The organism is Nocardia tengchongensis (assembly GCF_054781395.1).
Genome location: NZ_BAAGUM010000006.1, coordinates 1,401,742 through 1,422,395 on the forward strand (window position 1 = coordinate 1,401,742; position 20,654 = coordinate 1,422,395).

Consider the following 20,654-nt stretch of genomic DNA (forward strand, 5'->3'; position numbering starts at 1 on the left):
GGGTTACCCTCCCAACTTGCGAATCGGATCGCGGTTGCCCGGAATGTCCGGCAGCGCGGGCGGAATCAGGTTCGTGATGACCGCGTCGAACCAGCGGCCGGTGCCCAGCACATTGGAGTACAGCCCGTAGAAGGGCGCCGCCAGGGTGAGGGTCTTGGACAGGTCGGCCTGGTGACTGTTGAGCAGGTCGATCGTCTTGTTCAGGTTGGTCAGCGCCGGGCCGATCTGCGCCTCGTTGTCCTTGACCAGCGCGGTCAGTTCCGCCGCAACGGTTTTCGCGCCGGTGAGCAACTGGTGGATGGCCTGCTGGCGCACGTTCAGTTCCGCGATCAGCTGGCCGCCGTTGGCGAGCAGCCGCTCGAACTCCTGATTGCGGTCCGCGAGCACCTTGGAGGTGGTCTTGGTGGCGGCGAACAGCTTTTTGAGCTGGTCGTCGCGCTTGGCCAGCGACTCCGAGAGCCGGGCCACGCCGTCGATGGAACCGCGCAGCTGCGGCGGGGTCGCCGAGAAGGCGTCCGACAGCACCTGGAAGCTCTGCGCCAGCTGACCGGTGTTGGTCTCCTCGATGTTCTTCGCGGCGTCGCTGAAGGCGTCGACCACGTCGTAGGGAGACACGGTGCGCGACAGCGGAATCCGGTCGCGCGGATTCGCGGTGCGGTCACCCTTGGGATCGAGCGCCAGGTACTTCTGGCCGAGCAGCGTCTTGATCTGGATGGACGCGGTGGTCTCGTTGCCGATCCAGGCGTCCTGGGTGCGGAAGTCGACCAGCACCTTGTCGCCGTCGAGGCGGACGTCGGAGACCGCGCCCACCTTCACGCCGGCGATGCGGACCTCGTTGCCCTTCTTCAGGCCGGCGGCCTCGGAGAACTCGGCGGTGTACTTGGTGCCGGCGCCGATCAGCGGCAGCTTGTCCAGGTTGAACGCGGACAAGGTCACCAGCAGCACCAGGATCAGGCCGAGCCCGCCCATGAATGCCGGACTGCGCTTGCCCATGACAATGCGGTCATCCATCTAGCGGCCTCCCTTCCCGTGGCAGCGCGGGGCCGGATTCGTGTAGATCGGCTGATTCACCGTCGGCATGTTCTGTAGTGCGGGCGGGAAGTTCAGCTGCGGCGCGTCCTTGAGGCCCGGGCCGGCGACGATGTCGATGCCGCACAGATAGAACTGGAACCAGGAGCCGTAGGAGGCGGCGCGGCCCAGCTTCTCCATCTTGATGGGCAGGTTGGTCAGGCCCTCGTCGACCTCGTCCTTGCGGTCGTTGAGCGTGCCGGTGAGCTGGTTCAGGCCCGCGATCGCGCCCTGCAGGTTCGGCCGGACCGGGACCAGCAGGTCGGCGGTGGCCGAGGCCAGGCTGCCCAGCGAGGAGACCGCCGAACCGATGGTGCCGCGCTCGGCGTTCAGGCCGGAGACCAGCGCCTCGGTGTTCACGATCAACTGGTCGAGCTGGTCGCCGCGCGAATTGATGCTGTCCAGCACCAGATTCAGGTTCTTGATCAGCTCGCCGATCACCGCGTCCTTGTCGGCGATCTTGTTGGTCAGCGAGGCGGTGTTGGCCACCAGGTCCGCGATGGTGCCGGACTCGCCCTGGAAGACCTGGATGATCTCGTAGGACAGCTTGTTCACGTCTTCGGGCGTGAGGGTCTGGAACAGCGGCCGGAACCCGTTGAACAGCTCGGTCAGGTTGACCGCGGGCTTGGTGCGCTCCAGCGGGATGGTCCCGCCCTTGTTCAGCTTGCGGCCCTGCTCACCGGTGCCCTGGTCGAGCGCGATGTAGCGCTGGCCCACCAGGTTCCGGTACTTGATGGTCGCGGTGGCCGAGGCGGGCAGCCAATCCCGGTCGGTCAGTTCGAATTCCACATTGGCCAGGCGCTTGTCCACGATGGCCACATTGGTCACCTTGCCGACGCGGACACCCGCGACGCGCACCTCGTCACCCTTGTTCAGGGAGGTGACGTCGGTGAAGCGGGCATTGAACTTGGTGCCGCCGCCACCGTAGTTGGCGATGGTCAGCGCCAGCACGCCCGTCAGGAAGACCGTGACGAGAATGAAGGCGATGAGCTTGGTCAGCGTCGGCCCGAGGCCGCGCAACACATCCTTCACTTGACGCTCACCTCACTGCCGCGGAAGGCGGGAGCCGCGATCCTGGTGACCCAGCTGGGCACCTCCTCGGGCGAAACGCCGTGCGCGGCACCGTAGATCGTGCCCAGCGCCTGGGACTCGGCCGGCGAGTACGCGGTGGTCGGCGTCTGGGGCCCGTACACCTTGTACTGCGGCTGCTGCATGCGGCCGATGTTCTGGTCGCCCGGGTTCCGGCTCGGCGGCTGGTAGGAGCCGTCATTGGCGGAACCGTCGGTGTACTGGCCCGGATCGGTGAAGGGCGGGTACATCGGGACACACAGCGGGCCGCGCGAATCGAACCAGCGGGGCTCGTCCTGGTTGGGGACGTAGCGGCCGCGGGGGTTCACGATCGAGACGCTCACCCGGGAACCCGGCATATCGGTGCCCTTGCCGAAGAGCGTGTCGATGCGCGGCTTGAGCTCCGCGAAACCGGCCAGCGCGCAGCTGTAGCTGGGCGAGTACTTGGCCAGCGCCTCCAGCGCGGGCCGCGAGTCCGCGGCCACGTCGATGATGTTGTCGCGGTTGAGCACCAGGAAGTCGGCGGTGGTCTGGGCGCTCGGGGTGAGCGTCGCCAGCAGGGTGTCGATCTGCGACTTCTTCTGCACCACGGTCGCGTTGGTGGTGCGCAGGTTGTCCAGCGCGGACACCAGCTGCGGCGCGGCATCGGCATAGGTGGTGGCCACGTCGGCCAGGCTCTTCAGATCGTCCTGCAGCGTCGGCATCTCGCCGTTCACCTGGGTGACGATGTCGTCGAGCCGGTCGATGGTCTTGCCCAGTTCCTCGCCCTGACCCTGCAACGCGTTGGACAGCGCGCCCAGTGTGGAGGACAGGTACTGCGGCGGAATCGCCTGCAGCAGCGGCAGGATGTGGTCGAGCAGCTGGCTCACCTCGACGGCATTGCCGGAGGTGTCCTGGTGCAGGGTGGCGCCCGCGGTCAGGTGGCCCTGCGGGCTGTCCGGCCACACCAGGTCGATGTAGCGCTCGCCGAAGAGGGTCTTGGGCAGCAGTCGCGCGGTCACGTTGGACGGGATCTTCTCCGCCTTGGACGGATCGATGGCCAGGTCCAGGTGCACGTTCTTGCCGTCGTAGCTGCTCGAGCGCAGCTCGCCGACGGTGACGCCGCGGACCTTCACGTCCGCGTTGCGGGTCAGCGCGTTGCCGACGGTGTCGGTGACCAGATTGACCCGCACCGTGTCCACGAACTGCTTGTTGTAGATGGCGATGGTGGTCCACAGGAACAGCGCGACCAGGGCGAAGAAGAGCACGCCGAGGGTCCGTTTGCGCAGCGTCTGCCCGCGCTCGGGGTGGCTCATCCGGCCACCCGCACCGTCGTGGTCGTGCCCCAGATCGCCAGGGACAGGAAGAAGTCCAGCACGTTGATCAGCACGATCGCGGCACGCACCGCGCGGCCCACGGCCACGCCGACGCCCGCGGGGCCGCCGGTGGCGTTGTAGCCGTAGTAGCAGTGCACGAGGATGATCACGAAGGCGAAGATCAGCACCTTCACGAACGAATAGAGCACGTCCTCGGGTGGCAGGAACAGGCTGAAGTAGTGGTCGTAGGAGCCACTCGACTGCCCGTTGAAGTAGATGCTGATCAACCGCGAGGCCAGGTAGGTGCCCAGCAGGCCGACCACGTACAGCGGGATCACCGCGAGGAAGCCCGCGATGGCGCGCGTGGTCACCAGGAACGGCACCGACGGCACCGCCATCACCTCGAGCGCGTCGATCTCCTCCGAGATCCGCATGGCGCCCAGCTGGGCGGTGAAACCACAGCCCACTGTCGCCGAAAGTGCCAGTGCCGCAACCAGGGGCGCGAGCTCACGGGTGTTGATGTACCCGGTGAGGAAGCCGGTGAGCACGCCGGAGCCGAGCGCGTCGAGCGCCTTGAAGCCCTGCAGGCCCACCACCACGCCGACCGAGGCCGACATGAAGATGATGACGCCGATGGTGCCGCCGATGACCGCGAGCGCACCCGACCCGAAGGTCACCTCGGCCAGCAGCCGGGTGACCTCCTTGCGGAAGTGCACCATCGTCTTCGGGATGGCGCCGATGGCCCGCGAGTAGAACGACATCTGGTCGCCGGCCCTGTCGACCATGTTGACCGGAGCCATGAGCGCGGGCTTGACCCGGCGCGCCGACCGGGAGAAAACGGTGGAGCGCTGCGAAACGACCATTTAGTCACGCGCCCTTTGCGGGTACGACCTGAAGATAGATCAGGGTGAGGACGAGGTTCAGGAAAAAAAGCACGAGGAACGTGATGACCACCGATTGGTTCACCGCGTCGCCCACGCCCTTCGGTCCCCCCTTGGGATGCAAGCCTTTATAGGCGGCGATCACGCCCGCCACCACGCCGAAGATCAGTGCCTTGATCTCACCGATCACCAGGTCGGGGATCTGCGCGAGGGCGGAGAAGGACGCCAGGTAGGCGCCCGGGGTGCCGCCCTGCAGCCCCACGTTGAAGAAGTAGCCGCCGCAGATGCCGACGACCGAGACCATGCCGTTGAGCAGGAAGGCGACCAGCATCATGCCCAGCACGCGTGGAACCACCAGGCGCTGAATGGGATCGATGCCGAGCACCTCCATGGCGTCGATCTCCTCGCGGATGGTGCGCGAACCGAGATCGGCGGCCACGGCGGAGCCCGCGGCTCCGGCGATGATCAATGCGGTGACGACCGGCGCGGCCTGCTGGACCGTGGCCAGCACACTGGTCGCACCGGTGAAGTTCTCCGCCCCCAGCTGCTTGATGAGCGAGCCGGTCTGCAGGGCCACCACGGCGCCGAACGGGATTGCCACCAGTGCGGCCGGGAGGATCGAGACACTCGCGATGAACCACGATTGCTCGATGAACTCCCGCCACTGGAAAGGCCGGCGGAACGTCTTCCGGAGCACGTCCAAGAAGAGTCCGAAAATGTTGCCTGCCTGGGCAAGTCCCGACTCGACCGGGGTGCGCAGTCGCGTCAGGGTGGGGTTCACGCCGCGTATGTTACCCGTTAGTTAGGTTCTGTCGAACCGTGGTGTCGTAGCCACCCTGATACGCGGGCATCACCTGCGTGTCGTCATCGCCGTTCTGCGACATCGACTCCCGGATCGCCTCCTGCGCGGCAGGCGGCAGGGTGTGCATGATCTGGCGAACCCGCTCACGACGACGGTGCACGGCGCCACGAACCGGCATGCCCGGCTGCGCCTGCATCTGCGGGATGATGCCCTCGATCTCCTCGGCGCCACCGGCGTGGTGACCCGAGTCGAACAGGGCCTGCTCGCGGGCCATCTGGGCTTCGTCCTTCTCCTCGGACATACCGATGGGGCCCTGCATGCGGCCGTTGAGGAACTGCTTGACCACCGGCTCCTCCGAGGTGAGCAGCACCTCGCGGGGACCGAACATGACCAGGTTGCGGCGGAACAGCATGCCGATGTTGTCCGGCACCGTACGGGCCAGGTTGATGTTGTGCGTGACGATCAGGATCGTCGCGTCGATCTGCGCGTTGATATCGATCAACAGCTGCGAGAGGTACGTGGTGCGAACGGGATCCAGACCGGAGTCCGGCTCGTCGACGAGGATGATCTGCGGGTCCAGCACCAGCGCGCGGGCCAGGCCGGCGCGTTTGCGCATACCACCGGAGATCTCGCCGGGCAGCTTGCCTTCGGCGCCGAGCAGACCGGTCAGCTCGAGCTTCTCCATGACGATCTTCTTGATCTCGGATTCGCTCTTCTTGGTGTGCTCGCGCAACGGGAAGGCCGTGTTGTCGAACAGGTTCATCGACCCGAACAGCGCGCCGTCCTGGAAGAGGACGCCGAACAGCTTGCGGATCTCGTAGAGCTCCTTGTTCGAGCAGGTGGTGATGTCGGTGCCATCGATGTAGATCGAGCCCTTCTCCGGACGGAGCAGACCGATCAACGACTTCAGGAAGACGGACTTACCGGTACCCGAAGGGCCGAGCAGAGCGCTTACTTCCCCCGACGGCAGCGTCAGCGAGACGTCCTGCCAAATACGCTGGGATCCGAACGACTTCGTGATGCCTTCGGTCCTGACCTCGACGCCCACGCCAACCTCCACTTTCTCCGACGAGCGCCCTACATGTGGGACGTTCCGCCACAAATATCGCGCGGTGTGGCGCGTCACAGTAGGTCCGGTCACTGTATCGCATATATACCGTCTCGGACACCGGGACCTGACCGGTCGGTAGCAACATTCGTATTGCTATCCCGATCACGCGCCAATCACGGCAGCAGAATACGCGAAAAGGGCGGCCTCCCAAAGGAAACCGCCCTTTTCACAATAGCTACGCCACCGGGGTGTGAACCCCGGCAAAGACACCGTCTTACTTGATGGTGATCTTGGCGCCGGCCTCTTCGAGCTTCGCCTTGGCGGCCTCGGCGGCATCCTTGGCGACCTTCTCCAGGATCGCCTTCGGGGCGCCCTCGACCAGGTCCTTGGCTTCCTTCAGGCCCAGGCCGGAGACGATCTCACGCACGACCTTGATGACCTGGATCTTCTTGTCGCCGGCACCCTCGAGGATGACGTCGAACTCGTCCTGCTCCTCGGCGGCCTCGGCGGGGGCAGCGCCACCGGCGACGGCGACGGCGACCGGAGCGGCAGCGGTGACCTCGAACTTGTCCTCGAACGCCTTCACGAACTCGGACAGCTCCAGCAGGGTCATGCCGGCGAAGGTCTCGAGCAGCTCATCAACGTTGGCCATTGATATTTCCTTTCGGTAGTTCCGTCACCGCGCGAACGGCGACGAAGAGGTTTGGGGTAGTGACTTATTCGGCGTCGGCCGGAGCGTCGGCGGCGGGAGCGGCAGCGCCACCCTCCGCGACCTTCTTCTCCTGCAGGGCCGCCAGCAGGCGAGCGACCTGGTTGCCGGGAGCGGCGAACAGGCCGGCAGCCTTGGACAGGTTGCCCTTCATGGCACCGGCCAGCTTGGCCAGCAGCACCTCGCGCGACTCGAGGTCGGCGATACGCTCGACCTCGGACACGGACAGCGCAGCGCCGTCCATGTAGCCGCCCTTGATGATGAGCGCCTTGTTGTCCTTGGCGAACGCCTTCAGCGCCTTCGCGGCGTCGACCGGCTCACCCGTAATGAAGGTGATGGCGGTCGGACCGACGAACAAGTCATCCAGGCCTTCCACGCCCGCCTCGGCGGCAGCGCGCTTGACCAGGGTGTTCTTGGCGACGGAGTAGGTAGCGTTCGCGCCGAGGGCACGACGCAGCTCAGTGATCTTGCCGACGGACAGACCACGGTATTCCGTGACGACAGTCGCGGTGGACGACTTGAACTGCTCGGTGATCTCCGCAACCGCGGTGACCTTCTCAGGCTTTGCCATACTTCGCCTCCTCTCTGGATGGTCGGTTCTCGTATGAACTACCGAGTTCCGCCACAGGGGCCGGCGACAAAGCTAACGCCCCGGTCGCAGAGCGAACCCGGGGCGCACAAGAAACAATCGCGATTTCTCGCGGGTTTCCCGACCTCGGCTCTCCCTGCGTGGGCCGCCGGCAATATCGCCGGACCTTCAGCCGCCTGACGGCAGCAACCAACGGTCTTCGGTAGAACGATGTGGGGTGATCACCGGAAGCTCCGGAGAGCATGTCGATGACCGTCGTCCAATATAGCCGACCAGCATCGATACACCAAAACGGGGGCGCGGCCGGCTTCGCAAGACTATGGAACTATGGCATTTCAAAATGCCGCGCAGGTCGGTACTTTCCCATCATGCTCACCAAAGCCCTTGCCGCAGCGGCCATTTCCGCCGCAGTCCTGGCCGGCGCGGCCCCCGCCGAAGCCGCGCCCGCCCCCGAGGCGGTGGCCGATACCGGCAGCCAGACCGGATCCGCCACGGGTTCCGCCAAGGCAGCACTGGCCTGGCCTCTCGGTTTCGTCATCTTCAGCGCCTGCTTCGCCGACGGCGACAGCAAGGTACACAATTCCCTTTGCCAGGCACTGCTGGATCTCACCGCAGGCAGCACCAACATCATCTACAACTGATCGACGCCAAAGACCGAGGGCCCGCACGCGATTGCGTGCGGGCCCTCGGCTTGCTTTGCGTTGCTACGCAAGCTCCGCGAAGGGGACTCAGTCCTCTTCGGCGAAGTTGCGGGTGCGGTTCGGATCCACCGGGATGCCCGGTCCGGTGTTCGTCGAGAACGTCACCTTCTTGACGTAGCGGCCCTTCGCAGTGGAGGGCTTGACACGCAGGATCTCGTCGAGGGCAGCGCCGTAGTTCTCGGCCAGCTTCTTCTCGTCGAAGGAAGCCTTGCCGATCACGAAGTGCAGGTTGGCCTGCTTGTCGACGCGGAAGTTGATCTTGCCGCCCTTGATGTCGTTGACAGCCTTGGTGACATCGGGGGTGACCGTGCCGGTCTTCGGGTTCGGCATCAGGCCACGCGGGCCCAGCACACGAGCGATACGACCGACCTTGGCCATCTGGTCCGGGGTGGCGATCGCGGCGTCGAAGTCCAGCCAACCGCCCTGGATGCGCTCGATCAGGTCCTCGGCGCCCACGGCGTCGGCACCGGCGGCCTCGGCCTCGGCGGCCTTGTCGCCGACGGCGAACACGATGACGCGGGCGGTCTTACCGGTGCCGTGCGGCAGGTTGACGGTGCCACGGACCATCTGGTCGGCCTTGCGGGGATCAACGCCCAGACGGACGGCGACCTCGACGGTCGCGTCGGTCTTGGTGGTCGCGGTCTCCTTCGCCAGGCGCGCGGCGGCCAGCGGAGCGTAGAGCGAGTCGCGGTCGACCTTGGCGGCCGCCTCGAGATAAGCCTTGCTGCGTTTTGCCATAATTCTCTGTCCTTGTCTAAGTCAGAAGTGGTGCGGGACTGGCCGTCCCTCCCACATGAGCTCGAAAGCTCTACTCCGCGACGGTGATACCCATCGAGCGGGCGGTGCCGGCGATGATCTTCGCCGCGGCGTCGATGTCGTTGGCGTTGAGGTCTTCCTGCTTGGTCTTGGCGATCTCACGGACCTGGTCCATGGTGATCTGCGCGACCTTCACGCGGTGCGGCTCGGCGGAACCCTTCTGGATCCCGGCGGCCTTCAGCAGCAGACGCGCGGCGGGCGGCGTCTTCAGCTTGAAGTCGAACGTGCGGTCTTCGTAGACCGTGATCTCGACCGGGATGACGTTGCCACGCTGCGACTCGGTCGCCGCGTTGTACGCCTTGCAGAACTCCATGATGTTGACGCCGTGCTGGCCCAGCGCGGGACCGACCGGCGGGGCCGGGTTAGCGGCACCGGCCTGGATCTGGAGCTTGATAAGCCCAGAGACCTTCTTCTTCTTCGGGGGCATCTTTCTTCCTTGGTTAGGTTCCTTACGGATTACCCGTAAGCCTTTTCCGGGACTTGCGCCCTGGGACTGTCAAGGTTCAGCCCAAGGCACAACCCGGCAAGTCTACGTGAACGCAAAAAAGGCGGTGACACCGGGTGAAACCCGGGCCACCGCCTCTTTACGCTCAGATCTTGGCGACCTGCGTGAACGCGAGCTCGACCGGGGTCTCACGGCCGAAGATCGAGACCAGCACCTTGAGCTTCTGCTGCTCGGCGTTGACCTCGGAGATGCTGGCCGGCAGGGTCGCGAACGGGCCGTCCATGACGGTGACCGACTCGCCGACCTCGAAGTCGACCTCGATGATGGGCTTCGCGACGTGGCTGTCGCCACCGGTCGAGGCGGCGGCAGCGGCAGCGGCGGGCGCGGCGGCCTTCTTCTGCTGCGCGGCCGGGACCAGGAACTTCACCACGTCGGGGATGGTCAGCGCCGAAGGCCGCGAGGTGGCGCCGACGAAACCGGTGACACCGGGCGTGTTGCGCACCGCGCCCCATGACTCGTCGTTCAGCTCCATGCGGACCAGGATGTAACCCGGCAGCACCTTGCGGTTGACGTTCTTCTTCTGGCCGTTCTTGATCTCGGTGACCTCTTCGGTCGGAACCTCGACCTGGAAGATGTAGTCCTCGAGACCGAGGTTCTGCACGCGGGTCTCGAGATTGGTCTTCACCTTGTTCTCGTAACCGGCGTAAGAGTGGATGACATACCAGTCGCCGGGCGCGCGACGCAGCGCGGCGGTCATCTCGGCGACGGGGTCGGCGGGCTCGTCGGAGAGCTCGGCGGCCGGGCGCGCGGGCTCGGCTTCCTCGGCGTCCGCTGCGAACTCGTCGGCGGCGGCGTCGGCGAAGCCCTCAGCGTCGTCCTCGACGTCCGCGGTGGTCTCTTCGATCACCACGTCATCCACCGGGAATTCCTCGGTTGTGCCGTTCTCCGGGGTGCTCACTGGGGCACTCGCTTCCTTAGTCGTCACGTAATCCTCTGCGCGCCGGGGCAACAAACAGCCCGGCGGATGGTCCCGCTCCCCGCCTCTGCCCGGGGGCCGGTCACCGGCCGCGACGGTCAGACGCGGTCATCGTGCCGCCTAGCCGAAAAGCCAGTTGACACCCTTGATGAACGCCAGATCCAACCCGCTGATGTACGAGATGATGAAAATCACGAACACCAGGACAACGCTCGTATAGGTGACCATCTGCTTGCGGTTGGGCCAGATGACCTTGCGAAGTTCCGCGATGACTTCCTTGAGGAACTTCATCAGGCGCTTGAACGGATTGCCCGTACCGCTCTGCCCGGCCTTCTTGCCTTTGCCGGACTGCTTCGTGGTTGCCTTGGCCGAATCCGACGGTCGTTCGATCGTCGCGACGGCGCTGGACGACGCGGCGCGTGTGCGCCGGGCGGACCGCTTGCCGCTCGGCCGAGCCACCGCGGCGGTGTCATCGCCATCTTCGTGGCGAGTGTCCCGCTCGTCGCTCACGTCGATCCTCTCTAAGTCGGCATCCAGGGCAGGGGCGACAGGACTTGAACCTGCAACCTGCGGTTTTGGAGACCGCTGCTCTGCCAGTTGAGCTACGCCCCTTCGGCTGGACGGGGTTGATTCCAGCCACTGATCTGTTCAGTTGTACTACGGCATTGCACACCGGGGCTTTTCATACAACACGCGCCGCTCCTCGGAGCAGCGCGCATCGGCTGGTGACCCCAGATTTTCGAGTGTACGTTACCCCGCGCGGCGATCGCCAATCGGGGTGTCGCGGCGGACCCTGCGGTTTCGCCGCGTACCTCGGGAAGTTGGTCAGGCGAGCTGGACGGTCGCGGTGGCGCGGCCGAAGATCTTGCGGCCCTCCGACTTCGCCACGATGGCGACCACGGCGGTGCGGGTCTCGGGGTCCACCGACTTGACCTTGCCGGTGTACTCGATCGCCGCGGGGCGGTCGATCGGGACGTACACGGGGCTGGTGAAACGGACGTTGTACTCCTTGACCGCGCCCGGGTCACCCAGCCAGGAAGTGACGAAGCCGCCACCCAGGCCCATCGTCAGCATGCCGTGCGCGACAACGTTTTCCAGGCCGACCAGCTTCACGACCTCGTCGCTCCAGTGGATCGGGTTGGCGTCGCCGGAGACGCCGGCGTAGTTCACCAGGTCGCCGCGGGTGAGCAGCACGGTGCGCGCGGGCAATTCGTCGCCGGCGGCGATGTCCTCGAAGCGACGGGTGTGCGGGCCCGCCACCACGGCGGCGGCCGGGACCGCCGACACGGACTGGTCGGGGGTCTCGATCTCGACGGGCTGACCGGCGTCGGCGGCGTCCGGGCCGACTCCGTGCATGAGCACATTGCGCACGGCGTCACCGATATTGGGATCGATGTCACCGCCGCTGCGGCCGATCAGGGTGGTGTAGGTGGTGAGCACCAGCTCGTCGTTCTCGGCCAGCACGTCGTTGCGGGTGACGATGATGTCGCCGCCGAAGGCCTGGCGGAACGAGTGCAGGTAGACGACGCAGGACAGCTTGTCGCCGGCCCGGATCGGGCGGTGGAACTCCAGGATCTGGTCGGTCTGCATGATCTGGCTCAGGTCGTAGCCGGTGACGATCTGCTCGAACAGCTTGCGCTGGGCCAGGATTCCGACGAGGGAGATGAAGGTGAGCGGGGCGACCAGGGCGTCGTGGCCGTGGCTGCGGGCGATGCCCTCGTCCCAGTGCACCGGGTGGTAGTCCTGCACGGCGCGGGCGTACTCACGCACCTTCTCGCGGCCGACCTCGTAGTAGTCATCGACGCGGTAGTGATGGCCGACCATGGCGGCGGCGTGCGCGGCGGGGTCGAAAACCTCGCTGGATTCGACCATGTCGGCCTCGATGTCGATATCGGTGTTGATCGTCACGGCAGGAAGTCCCTATCTGATCCCGGCAAAGGGAACGGGCAAGACGCTGAACCACCGCTATATACGCCAAGTGCCGGACCGGGGCCACAGTCCCTTTCTAAGAGACGAGATGACTTACCGATCCGGCACTCTGTCCACGCGGTTGATTCGCGCGGGGTTAAGTTAGCGAGACTCGCGATGCGCCCGGTGGGTACCGCAGTTCGGGCAGAACTTCTTCAGCTCGAGACGGTCCGGGTCGTTACGCCGATTCTTCTTGGTGATGTAGTTGCGGTGCTTGCACTGCTCGCAGGCCAAGGTGATCTTTGGCCGGATATCAGTGGACTTCGCGGCCACGATTGCCTTCTTTCCGGTCAGCCTGATTGGGATATCAGTATGTAGCGATGGCCGGACTTGAACCGGCGACACAACGATTATGAGTCGTTTGCTCTACCGACTGAGCTACACCGCCATCTGGTGTCGGTACTTGACGGCGGGACGGGTCGGTCACCACCGGCAATCCGGCGAGCCCCCTAACGGAATCGAACCGTTGACCTTTTCCTTACCATGGAAACGCTCTGCCGACTGAGCTAAGGGGGCGTGTCTGTCTTGCTCCGGTCTCGGCCGGGGCGCTGACGACTTGAACGAGATTACACACATCCCCGCCGACTATCCAAACCGGCTGGTCACCGCCGGTTTCCAGCCACCGGCAGACACTCGCCGGGGGCTACCCGCCCGACCCGGCCACGCAGCCGCGCACCCCGCGAAACCAGAAGAGCCCCGCAGACTCTCGTCTACGGGGCTCTTCGTGGTGGCGGATGAAGGATTTGAACCTCCGAAGCATTACGCGGCTGATTTACAGTCAGCTCCCTTTGGCCGCTCGGGCAATCCGCCAGGGTGCGCCTTGCAGCGCTCCAGCAGAATACAACGAACCCACGCCCGGAATGCAAACCGGCTGGATACAGGCACGCCGGAGCGGCTAGCGTCGGCGGGGAACATCCCGGAATTTCCGATCTCGGACAGGAGAAGAGTGTGGCGGATTCGTCGTTCGATGTGGTCAGCAAGATCGATCGCCAGGAGGTGGACAACGCCCTGAACCAGGCCGCCAAGGAGCTGGGCCAGCGCTACGACTTCCGTGGCACCGGCGCGAGCATCGAATGGTCCGGCGAGGAGAAGATCGTCCTCAGCGCCGAGTCCGAGGACCGCGTCAAGGCGGCCTTGGACGTGTTCAAGGAGAAGCTGATTCGCCGCGACATCTCGCTCAAGGCGTTCGACGCCGGCGATCCGCAGGCCTCCGGCAAGGTGTACAAGATCACAGGAACCCTGGTCGAGGGCATCAGCACCGAGCACGCGAAGAAGATCGCCAAGAAGATCCGTGACGAGGGCCCCAAGAGCGTCAAGGCGCAGATCCAGGGCGAGGAGCTGCGGGTCAGCAGCAAGAACCGCGACGACCTGCAGGCCGTCATCGCACTGCTCAAGGGCGGCGATTTCGAGATCGCCCTGCAGTTCGTGAACTACCGCTAGCTAGTAGTTCCGGTTCCCACCGGCCATCTCCTCGAGGCGGGCGATACGGTCCGCCATCGGGGGGTGGGTGGAGAACCAGCGGGCCATCTTGTCGCCGGCCCGGAAGGGGTTGGCGATCATCAGGTGCGACTGGGCGGTCAGCTGCGGCTCGGGGGGCAGCGGGGCGGCCTGGGTGCCACGCTCCAGCTTGCGCAGGGCCGAGGCGAGGGCCAGGGGGTCGCCGGTGAGTTCCGCGCCGTCCTGGTCGGCCTGGTACTCGCGAGAGCGCGAGACGGCCAGTTTGATGAGCGAGGCGGCGAGCGGGCCCAGCAGCGAAACCAGCAGCATCGCAATGACATTCGGGCCCTCGCCATTGCGGTTGCCGCCGCCGAAGGCGCCCGCGAAGAAGGCCAGGTTCGCCAGGCCGGAAATGACCGAGGCGAGCGCGCCCGCGACCGACGAGATCAGGATGTCGCGGTTGTAGACGTGGGACAGCTCGTGACCCAGCACCGCGCGCAGTTCCCGCTCGTCGAGGATCTGCAGGATGCCGGTGGTGCAGCAGACCGCGGCATTGCGCGGATTACGGCCGGTGGCGAAGGCATTGGGCGCGTTGGTGGGGCTGATGTAGAGCCGCGGCATGGGCTGGCGGGCGGCCGTGGCCAGTTCGCGCACGATGCGGTACATGGCGGGCGCTTCCAGCTCCGTCACCGGCTGCGCGTGCATGGCCTTCAACGCGAGCTTGTCGCTGTTGAAGTAGGCGTAGGCGTTCATGCCCACGGCCAGCACGATCGACAGGATCAGGATCGTGGGGCTGCGGAACAGCGCCCCAACGAACACGATCAGGGCCGACATCCCGACCAGAAGTCCGAACGTCTTCAACCCGTTCGCATACCCGTGGCTGTGCATATTTGCCCTCCGCTTCGCTCCGGGCGGGTTCGCGGCCCTGGAGGTCTCGTTCTTCCCTCCCTCCGCTCCTCCGCTTCGCTCCCCCGCTCCGCTCAGTCCAGAACGAGACGGGCCGCGAACCACCAGGTCGTTACATCAGGTCAACGATAAAGCTAGCCCTGCGGTTCCCCCGGAATCGTCAGCCGACGCGTTCGATGGTGTAGCGGACCAGCTGTTCGAGGGCGTCGTTGGCCGGGCCACCGGGCAGGGCGGAGAGTTCGGCGTGCGCGAGGTCGGCGTAGCCGTGCAGCTTCTCCTTGGCCAGCACCAGGCCGCGCGAGCGGGACAGCAGGTACAGGGCCTCGTCGACGGCGGCGTCGGTCTGCGGCGGGGTGGCCAGCAGCTTGCGCAGCCGGTCGCCCTCGGAGCCCTCCTCGCGCAGGGCGTAGAGGACCGGCAGGGTGTGCACGCCCTCGCGCAGGTCGGTGCCAGGGGTCTTGCCGGACTGCTCGGACGCCGAGGAGATGTCGATGATGTCGTCGGCGATCTGGAAGGCGGTGCCCACCGCGTCGCCGAGGCGGGCCAGCCGCTCCACGTGGTCGAGGCCGGCGCCGGAGAAGGTGCCGCCGAAGCGGCCCGCGGCCGCGATCAGCGAGCCGGTCTTCTCCCACACCACGCGCAGGTAGTGCTCGACCGGGTCCTGGGACTGCCGAGCGCCGATGGTTTCCCGCATCTGGCCGGTGACCAGTTCGGCGAAGGTCTCGGCGATGATCCGGACCGCGTCGGGTCCGAGCGTGGAGACCAGGCGGGAGGCGTGCGCGAACAGGTAGTCGCCCGCCAGGATGGCGACGCTGTTGCCCCAGCGGGAGTTCACGCTGGGCGCCCCGCGCCGCATGGACGCCTCGTCCATGACGTCGTCGTGGTACAGGGTGGCCAGGTGCACGAGCTCCACCACGGTGCCGGCCACGACCAGGTCGGGGCTGGTCGGGTCGGGTCCGAGCTGACCGGTGAGGATGGTGAACAGCGGGCGGAAGCGCTTGCCGCCGGCCTTGGCCAGGTGCAGCGCCGCTTCCTGCAGGAACTCCTCGCCGTCGGACAGCTCGGTGATGAGCAGGTCCTCGACTTCGATCAGGCCCTTGCGCACTGTGGCGGCGAGCTCGGGATCACCGAGATCCACCCCCGCGACCACGGTGCTCTCATCGCTCACAGCTGATGCGCTCATTTCTTCTCCCAGTGCCGCGTCCGACCCCACGCCAAAGAACCTAGCGTGTGCATCGATAACCCCCTATGGACACCACCGTAGTGCGACCAACGAAACAGCCGCCACGTGAATCGAAACGCCTGTGATGTAGCGCGGGGTGAATAGGCACACGCGGTGATGTGCTGCGAGTATTGGTCGCATGGGTTCACCGGAAGTCGCGCCCGAGCAGGGGAAATCATCGGATGTTCTGCCGGCGCACGCCGATATCTTGGTCGTCGGGGCTGGTCCGGCGGGCTCCGCGGCGGCCGCGTGGGCGGCCCGGGCGGGCCGTGACGTACTGCTGACCGACTCCGCGCTGTTCCCCCGGGACAAGACCTGCGGCGACGGACTGACCCCGCGGGCCGCCGCCGAGCTCGAGCATCTGGGGCTCGGCGACTGGGTGCGGGCGCACACGGTCAATCGCGGGTTGCGGATGGCCGGATTCGGACGCGAGGCCCTGCTGCCCTGGCCCGAAGGGTCCTTCCCCAGTTACGGAAGTGCTGTTCCGCGAACCGAACTCGACGACAAACTGCGCGAGACCGCGGTGAAGTCGGGGGCCCGGATGGTGGACGGCGCAAAGGTGGTGGAGGTGGCCCGCGAGGGTGACCGGGTGACCGGGGTGACGATCAAGACCGATGCCGGCCTGCGGGCGGTGTCGTGCCGGACGCTGATCGTGGCCGACGGCGTGCGCTCCCCCGTCGGGAAGATGCTGGGCCGGACCTGGCATCGGCAGTACGCGTACGGGACGGCGGCGCGGGCGTACATCAGGTCCGAGCGCAGTGCCGACGAGTGGATCACCTCACATCTGGAATTGCGTGATGCGCAGAACGAATTGATTCCCGGCTACGGCTGGGTGTTCCCGCTCGGCAATGGCGAGGTGAATATCGGGGTCGGTTCGCTGGCCACCGAAAAGCGGCCCTCGCATATCGCACTGAAACCGCTGTTGCAGCACTACGTTTCCCAGCGCCGCGCGGAATGGGGTTTCGAGGGCGAGGCGCGGGCGGTGGCGTCGGCGCTGCTGCCGATGGGCGGCGCGGTCTCGAATCTGGCGGGCCGCAACTGGGCGCTGGTCGGCGATGCCGCGGGCTGTGTGAACCCGCTCAACGGTGAGGGCATCGACTACGGCCTGGAGGGCGGGCACCTGCTGGCCGGCCTGCTGGACCAGCCCGATCTCACCCACAGCTGGCCGGAGCTGCTGCGGGAACGCTACGGCCGCACCTATTCGGTGGCGCGGCGGCTGGCGGCGCTGGCCACCAATCCGCGCACGGTGCCGCTGGGCGGGCCGCCGCTGATGCGGTCGAAGCTGTTGCAGCGCACCGCGGTCCGGGTGATGGGCAATTTGGTCACCGACGAGGATCTGGATCTGACCGCCCGGCTGTGGCGGGGTGCGGGCCGGGCCTCGATGCGGGCCGACAAGATCCAGCCGTTCGCATGACGGAGCGGCCGGTTCCCGAGGAGCTGCTGCCGCATCTGCGGCGAGCGCGGGATCTGGCCGATCGGAATTACGCGGAACCGCTGGATCTGGGGGCGCTGGCGGCGGCCGCGGGGGTGTCGAAATACCACTTCCTGCGGTGTTTCGCCGCCACCTACGGCAAGACGCCCGCCCTGTATCTGGCCGAGCGCCGCATCGAGCGGGCGCAGGATCTGTTGCGCGCCACCAATGTGACGGTGACCGAGGCCTGCATGCTGGTCGGTTACAGCAGTCTGGGCTCGTTCAGCCGCAAGTTCACCGACCTGGTCGGGATGTCGCCCTCGGAGTATCAAGCGAAATTCGCGGCCGAGGGCGCACCCCATATCCCGGGTTGCTACGTCTTCATGCACGGTCTCTCGGATCGGAAACCGCCTGGCTAGCAGCTACTTCGGTGGCAGCACGTGGATGCCGGTCTTGTCGGTGGAGAGGGCCAGCGAGCTGATGTACTGGATCTCGCCTTCGGGTCCCGGGACCGCGGAGGCGATCATGTCGGGGCGCTCGAATTCCATGCCGGTGACCGCGCAGGTGAGGGTCTCCCCCGACGGGTTGCCGTGCTCGTCGAACATGTCCAGTTCGATGCCGTCGTGGTCGCGGCGCAGGTAGTACTTGCCCTTGGTGAGGATGGCGGTCGCCGGGGTGGCGAGGAACGAGACCACCACGGCCACGATGGGCGAGTACGGCTTCAGGGTGTCACCGAAGAGGCCGAAGAAGGTCATGATCGACAACACCGCCGACAGGCCGAAGCCGACCAGGCCGACCGGGTTGAAGTCGTAGAGCATGCCGCGCCGGAACTCCGGCTCCTTGGGCGAGAGCTTCAGCACGTACTTGTTGACCGCGATATCGGTTGCGACGGTGACGATCCAGGCGATGCCGCAGTTGGCGTAGAAGCCGAGGATGTTGTTGAGGAAGTCGAACATGTTGGCTTCCATCAGGATCAGCGCGATGGCCAGATTCAGGCCCAGGAACACCAGCCGGCCCGGGTAGGTCTTGGTGACCCGGGTGAAGGAGTTGGTCCATGCCAGCGAACCCGAATACGCGTTGGTCACATTGATTTTGATCTGACTGATGACCACGAGCGCCACGGCCAGGGTCATGGCCAGCCAGGCCGGCATCATGTCGCGGTAGATCTCCAGGAACTGGTGCACCGGCTGGTTGGCGATGTCCTGCGCGCCGGGCAGGCTCGCGATCAGGTAGACCGCCAGGAACAGGCCGACGACCTGCTTGATCGCGCCGAACAGCACCCAGCCGGGTCCGGCCAGCAGCATCCAGCCCCACCAGCGGCGGGCGTTCTCCGGGGTGCGGGGCGGCATGAAGCGCAGGTAGTCGATCTGTTCGGCGATCTGGGCGATGAGCGAGAGGCAGACGCCGGCGGCGAGCAGCGCGCCCGAGAGGCTGACGCCCTTGCCGTCCTGGCCGCCGTAGGACAGGAAGGTGCCGACCGAGTCGGGGTGGCGCACCAGCAGGAAGCCGAACGGCAGCACCATCAGCACCAGCCACAGCGGGGTGGTCCACACCTGCAGTTTGGCCAGGGTGTTCATGCCGTAGATGACCAGCGGGAAGATCATCACCGTGGACACCAGGTAGCCGAGCGGAAGTGGCACGTGCAGGCCGAGTTTCAGGCCCTGCGCCATGATCGAGCCCTCGAGCGCGAAGAAGATGAAGGTGAAGGAGGCGAACACGATGTTCGTCACCACCGACCCGTAGTACCCGAAGCCGCTGCCGCGGGTGATCAGGTCCAGGTCGATGTTGTAGCGCGCGGCGTAGTAGGCCAGCGGGAAGCCGGTCAGCATGACCACGACGGCGAAGATTCCGATGCCCAGCAGCGCGTTGCCGGTGCCGTTGGCGATGCCGATGTTCGCGCCGATCGAGAAGTCGGCCAGGTAGGCGATGCCGCCGAGGGCCGAGACGCCGACCACCGCCGGACTCCACTTGCGGTAGCTGCGGGGCGCGAACCGCAGCGTGTAATCCTCCAGCGTCTCCTTGGACGCGGCGACCGCGTTGGCAGTCGGGGCTTCTACTTGAACCACCGGCACTCCTCGTTCGGGCTCGTCGCGAGCTGTTTTCCGATTCGAGAGTGGTCAGTGAATGTTGATCATGGCTTTCCGAGCCATTGCGCGTCTGTTACGTCAGCCTCACCGAGGTTCCGAGTGTGTGAACTCAGCTATCGGAGCGTGAATCCGGCGGCCGGGGAATCGCGCAATTTCGGAGAAGCACGCGGCGCCCGGCCTTCCATAGCCTGGGGGCATGACGATCATCACCAATGTCTCGCTCGTGACCGTGTACGTCACCGATCAGTCCGCGGCCAAACAGTGGTACATCGACAATCTGGGTTTCGTGGAGGCCAGCGATGTGACCATGGGCGACAACGGGTTCCGCTGGGTCACCGTGGTGCACCCGAATCATCCGGAGCTGGAGGTCACGCTCATGATCCCGGGTCCCCCGCTGACCGATGAGCTGGCCGAGGCGATCCGGCGCTCCATGGCCAATGGCACGCACGGCGCGCTGGGCCTGCGAACCGACAACTGCCAGAAGGCTTTCGAGGAACTCACCGCCAAGGGCGTGGAGTTCGTGCAGCCGCCTGCCGAACGTCCCTACGGCGTGGAGGCCATCGTCCGCGACAACTCCGGCAACTGGCTGGTCCTGGTGGAACCGCGTGACTTCGACCCGGCCACCGCCCAGTTCGGCCCGGAGTAACCCGTCCCCCGTGGATGCGGGACCACCCCCGCATCCACGGATTTACCGGGATCAGGCGTTCTGTGCGGCGAACCAGGATTCGACGGACTTGCGTTCGCTGTTCATGACCTTCTTGAGCAGGTTCTCGACCAGCGGTTCGATGGCCCCACCGACCAGCGGGACCTTCACGTCGACGGTGCCGGTGGCCTCGATCTCGGAACCTTCGGCGGTGGGCCGCAATTCGAACGCGCCCGCCATCTCGGTGGTGATGCCGCCGGAGCGGCCGTTGAAGCTGCCCCGCGCGACGCCGTCGGCCAGCGGGCCCCAGATGTCGGTGCGCTCGAGCATGAGCTCGCTCTTGAGGACCTTCTTGACGATGCCGGGAATCTGGTCCTCGGGGGCCTTCTCGGTCATCTGGATCTGGATGGTGCCGGGCCCGTCCGGGTGGCTGAGCTCCAGCGTGGCGGTCGGCGCATCGGCGAAGCGGGACTGCCACATCTCGTCATTGGTGAGTGCCCGGTGAAGCTCTTCGACCGGGACGCTGTACTGCACGGTGAAGCTGAATTTTCGGGACATGGCGAAGACCGTAGCCCAGCG

23 protein-coding genes and 4 tRNA genes are annotated in these 20,654 nt (G+C 66.0%); 5 read left to right on the forward strand and 22 right to left on the reverse strand.

Features of this window, described 5'->3' with window-relative positions; translation table 11 throughout:
- Positions 1–3 precede the first annotated feature (3 nt).
- The 8 genes from ACYVKL_RS17280 to rplJ form a co-directional block, all read right to left on the reverse strand.
- Positions 4–1,011, reverse strand: coding sequence for an MCE family protein (locus ACYVKL_RS17280; RefSeq protein ID WP_379164559.1), 1,008 nt, complete (start codon positions 1,009–1,011; stop codon positions 4–6).
- Positions 1,012–2,088: an MCE family protein gene (locus tag ACYVKL_RS17285; RefSeq protein WP_379165765.1), complete on the reverse strand. Its 1,077-nt coding sequence runs from the start codon at positions 2,086–2,088 to the stop codon at positions 1,012–1,014. It abuts the gene before it with no gap.
- Between the two features lie 8 nt (positions 2,089–2,096).
- On the reverse strand, positions 2,097–3,431 hold the full coding sequence (locus ACYVKL_RS17290; RefSeq protein ID WP_379164561.1) for an MCE family protein: 1,335 nt from the start codon (positions 3,429–3,431) through the stop codon (positions 2,097–2,099).
- Positions 3,428–4,216, reverse strand: coding sequence for an MlaE family ABC transporter permease (locus tag ACYVKL_RS17295; RefSeq protein ID WP_213560828.1), 789 nt, complete (start codon positions 4,214–4,216; stop codon positions 3,428–3,430). Before ACYVKL_RS17295 ends, ACYVKL_RS17290 begins: the two co-directional genes overlap by 4 nt.
- 82 nt (positions 4,217–4,298) lie before the next feature.
- Positions 4,299–5,093: an MlaE family ABC transporter permease gene (locus tag ACYVKL_RS17300; protein WP_379164563.1), complete on the reverse strand. Its 795-nt coding sequence runs from the start codon at positions 5,091–5,093 to the stop codon at positions 4,299–4,301.
- A gap of 10 nt (positions 5,094–5,103) precedes the next feature.
- Positions 5,104–6,162 carry an ABC transporter ATP-binding protein gene (locus tag ACYVKL_RS17305; RefSeq protein ID WP_379164565.1) on the reverse strand — a complete coding sequence of 353 codons (1,059 nt, stop codon included), beginning with the start codon at positions 6,160–6,162 and terminating at the stop codon, positions 5,104–5,106.
- 277 nt (positions 6,163–6,439) lie between these two features.
- Positions 6,440–6,817, reverse strand: coding sequence for a 50S ribosomal protein L7/L12 (gene rplL, locus ACYVKL_RS17310; protein WP_213559197.1), 378 nt, complete (start codon positions 6,815–6,817; stop codon positions 6,440–6,442).
- 64 nt (positions 6,818–6,881) lie between these two features.
- Positions 6,882–7,445 carry a 50S ribosomal protein L10 gene (rplJ, locus tag ACYVKL_RS17315; protein WP_213559196.1) on the reverse strand — a complete coding sequence of 188 codons (564 nt, stop codon included), beginning with the start codon at positions 7,443–7,445 and terminating at the stop codon, positions 6,882–6,884.
- A 386-nt stretch (positions 7,446–7,831) separates the two neighbouring features.
- Here rplJ and ACYVKL_RS17320 point away from each other — a divergent pair, with 386 nt between their 5' ends.
- Positions 7,832–8,104 (forward strand): hypothetical protein, encoded by a 273-nt coding sequence (locus tag ACYVKL_RS17320; protein WP_379164568.1) that lies wholly within the window; start codon positions 7,832–7,834, stop codon positions 8,102–8,104.
- A gap of 87 nt (positions 8,105–8,191) precedes the next feature.
- Here ACYVKL_RS17320 and rplA read toward each other — a convergent pair whose 3' ends face one another.
- The 10 genes from rplA to ACYVKL_RS17370 all read right to left on the reverse strand — a co-directional run bounded on the left by rplA (position 8,192) and on the right by ACYVKL_RS17370 (position 13,179).
- Positions 8,192–8,902 carry a 50S ribosomal protein L1 gene (gene rplA, locus ACYVKL_RS17325; protein ID WP_213559195.1) on the reverse strand — a complete coding sequence of 237 codons (711 nt, stop codon included), beginning with the start codon at positions 8,900–8,902 and terminating at the stop codon, positions 8,192–8,194.
- A gap of 70 nt (positions 8,903–8,972) precedes the next feature.
- A complete protein-coding gene (rplK, locus tag ACYVKL_RS17330) occupies positions 8,973–9,407 on the reverse strand; it encodes a 50S ribosomal protein L11 (RefSeq protein ID WP_379164570.1) in 435 nt (144 codons plus the stop codon).
- A gap of 163 nt (positions 9,408–9,570) precedes the next feature.
- Positions 9,571–10,383: a transcription termination/antitermination protein NusG gene (nusG, locus tag ACYVKL_RS17335; protein ID WP_357190492.1), complete on the reverse strand. Its 813-nt coding sequence runs from the start codon at positions 10,381–10,383 to the stop codon at positions 9,571–9,573.
- A 138-nt stretch (positions 10,384–10,521) separates the two neighbouring features.
- On the reverse strand, positions 10,522–10,911 hold the full coding sequence (secE, locus tag ACYVKL_RS17340; protein ID WP_213559192.1) for a preprotein translocase subunit SecE: 390 nt from the start codon (positions 10,909–10,911) through the stop codon (positions 10,522–10,524).
- Between the two features lie 29 nt (positions 10,912–10,940).
- Positions 10,941–11,013 (reverse strand) — tRNA-Trp (locus ACYVKL_RS17345).
- A 213-nt stretch (positions 11,014–11,226) separates the two neighbouring features.
- On the reverse strand, positions 11,227–12,273 hold the full coding sequence (locus ACYVKL_RS17350) for a fused (3R)-hydroxyacyl-ACP dehydratase subunits HadA/HadB (protein WP_379165766.1): 1,047 nt from the start codon (positions 12,271–12,273) through the stop codon (positions 11,227–11,229).
- A 198-nt stretch (positions 12,274–12,471) separates the two neighbouring features.
- The gene (gene rpmG, locus ACYVKL_RS17355; protein WP_029925945.1) at positions 12,472–12,642 is read right to left on the reverse strand and encodes a 50S ribosomal protein L33; all 171 of its coding nucleotides are present in this window, start codon (positions 12,640–12,642) and stop codon (positions 12,472–12,474) included.
- A gap of 42 nt (positions 12,643–12,684) precedes the next feature.
- Positions 12,685–12,757 (reverse strand) — tRNA-Met (locus ACYVKL_RS17360).
- 55 nt (positions 12,758–12,812) lie between these two features.
- Positions 12,813–12,885, reverse strand: a tRNA-Thr gene (locus ACYVKL_RS17365).
- A 209-nt stretch (positions 12,886–13,094) separates the two neighbouring features.
- Positions 13,095–13,179, reverse strand: a tRNA-Tyr gene (locus ACYVKL_RS17370).
- A 138-nt stretch (positions 13,180–13,317) separates the two neighbouring features.
- On the opposite strand from ACYVKL_RS17370, the gene ACYVKL_RS17375 reads away from it, so the two are divergent.
- Positions 13,318–13,809 (forward strand): YajQ family cyclic di-GMP-binding protein, encoded by a 492-nt coding sequence (locus ACYVKL_RS17375; RefSeq protein WP_213559191.1) that lies wholly within the window; start codon positions 13,318–13,320, stop codon positions 13,807–13,809.
- Here ACYVKL_RS17375 and htpX read toward each other — a convergent pair whose 3' ends face one another.
- Both htpX and ACYVKL_RS17385 read right to left on the reverse strand, forming a co-directional pair.
- Entirely contained in the window at positions 13,810–14,694 is an 885-nt protein-coding gene (gene htpX, locus ACYVKL_RS17380) for a zinc metalloprotease HtpX (protein ID WP_213559190.1), read from the reverse strand.
- 178 nt (positions 14,695–14,872) lie between these two features.
- The gene (locus ACYVKL_RS17385) at positions 14,873–15,895 is read right to left on the reverse strand and encodes a polyprenyl synthetase family protein (RefSeq protein WP_379164573.1); all 1,023 of its coding nucleotides are present in this window, start codon (positions 15,893–15,895) and stop codon (positions 14,873–14,875) included.
- A gap of 178 nt (positions 15,896–16,073) precedes the next feature.
- Here ACYVKL_RS17385 and ACYVKL_RS17390 point away from each other — a divergent pair, with 178 nt between their 5' ends.
- Both ACYVKL_RS17390 and ACYVKL_RS17395 read left to right on the forward strand, forming a co-directional pair.
- Positions 16,074–17,348: a geranylgeranyl reductase family protein gene (locus tag ACYVKL_RS17390; protein ID WP_379164575.1), complete on the forward strand. Its 1,275-nt coding sequence runs from the start codon at positions 16,074–16,076 to the stop codon at positions 17,346–17,348.
- Positions 17,345–17,764, forward strand: a complete 420-nt coding sequence (locus tag ACYVKL_RS17395; RefSeq protein ID WP_213559188.1) for a helix-turn-helix transcriptional regulator — start codon at positions 17,345–17,347, stop codon at positions 17,762–17,764. The genes ACYVKL_RS17390 and ACYVKL_RS17395 overlap by 4 nt, the downstream gene beginning before the upstream one ends.
- Before the next feature lie 3 nt (positions 17,765–17,767).
- Here ACYVKL_RS17395 and ACYVKL_RS17400 read toward each other — a convergent pair whose 3' ends face one another.
- Positions 17,768–19,411, reverse strand: coding sequence for a purine-cytosine permease family protein (locus ACYVKL_RS17400; protein ID WP_379164577.1), 1,644 nt, complete (start codon positions 19,409–19,411; stop codon positions 17,768–17,770).
- Positions 19,412–19,634: 223 nt separating this feature from the next.
- Here ACYVKL_RS17400 and ACYVKL_RS17405 point away from each other — a divergent pair, with 223 nt between their 5' ends.
- The gene (locus ACYVKL_RS17405) at positions 19,635–20,078 is read left to right on the forward strand and encodes a VOC family protein (RefSeq protein WP_357192370.1); all 444 of its coding nucleotides are present in this window, start codon (positions 19,635–19,637) and stop codon (positions 20,076–20,078) included.
- A gap of 51 nt (positions 20,079–20,129) precedes the next feature.
- Here the strand turns inward: ACYVKL_RS17405 and ACYVKL_RS17410 are convergent, their stop codons facing one another.
- Positions 20,130–20,633 carry a DUF2505 domain-containing protein gene (locus ACYVKL_RS17410; RefSeq protein ID WP_379164579.1) on the reverse strand — a complete coding sequence of 168 codons (504 nt, stop codon included), beginning with the start codon at positions 20,631–20,633 and terminating at the stop codon, positions 20,130–20,132.
- Positions 20,634–20,654 lie beyond the last annotated feature (21 nt).

What these genes read in the sequence shown, in the direction of transcription:
- ACYVKL_RS17280 (WP_379164559.1), bottom strand. Translation starts at nt 1,011, where the DNA reads ATGGATGACCGCATTGTCATGGGCAAGCGCAGTCCGGCATTCATGGGC.
- ACYVKL_RS17290 (WP_379164561.1), bottom strand. Translation starts at nt 3,431, where the DNA reads ATGAGCCACCCCGAGCGCGGGCAGACGCTGCGCAAACGGACCCTCGGC.
- ACYVKL_RS17295 (WP_213560828.1), bottom strand. Translation starts at nt 4,216, where the DNA reads ATGGTCGACAGGGCCGGCGACCAGATGTCGTTCTACTCGCGGGCCATC.
- rplL (WP_213559197.1), bottom strand. Translation starts at nt 6,817, where the DNA reads ATGGCCAACGTTGATGAGCTGCTCGAGACCTTCGCCGGCATGACCCTG.
- rplJ (WP_213559196.1), bottom strand. Translation starts at nt 7,445, where the DNA reads ATGGCAAAGCCTGAGAAGGTCACCGCGGTTGCGGAGATCACCGAGCAG.
- ACYVKL_RS17320 (WP_379164568.1), top strand. Translation starts at nt 7,832, where the DNA reads ATGCTCACCAAAGCCCTTGCCGCAGCGGCCATTTCCGCCGCAGTCCTG.
- rplA (WP_213559195.1), bottom strand. Translation starts at nt 8,902, where the DNA reads ATGGCAAAACGCAGCAAGGCTTATCTCGAGGCGGCCGCCAAGGTCGAC.
- rplK (WP_379164570.1), bottom strand. Translation starts at nt 9,407, where the DNA reads ATGCCCCCGAAGAAGAAGAAGGTCTCTGGGCTTATCAAGCTCCAGATC.
- ACYVKL_RS17350 (WP_379165766.1), bottom strand. Translation starts at nt 12,273, where the DNA reads ATGGTCGAATCCAGCGAGGTTTTCGACCCCGCCGCGCACGCCGCCGCC.
- htpX (WP_213559190.1), bottom strand. Translation starts at nt 14,694, where the DNA reads ATGCACAGCCACGGGTATGCGAACGGGTTGAAGACGTTCGGACTTCTG.
- ACYVKL_RS17385 (WP_379164573.1), bottom strand. Translation starts at nt 15,895, where the DNA reads ATGAGCGCATCAGCTGTGAGCGATGAGAGCACCGTGGTCGCGGGGGTG.
- ACYVKL_RS17390 (WP_379164575.1), top strand. Translation starts at nt 16,074, where the DNA reads ATGGGTTCACCGGAAGTCGCGCCCGAGCAGGGGAAATCATCGGATGTT.
- ACYVKL_RS17395 (WP_213559188.1), top strand. Translation starts at nt 17,345, where the DNA reads ATGACGGAGCGGCCGGTTCCCGAGGAGCTGCTGCCGCATCTGCGGCGA.
- ACYVKL_RS17410 (WP_379164579.1), bottom strand. Translation starts at nt 20,633, where the DNA reads ATGTCCCGAAAATTCAGCTTCACCGTGCAGTACAGCGTCCCGGTCGAA.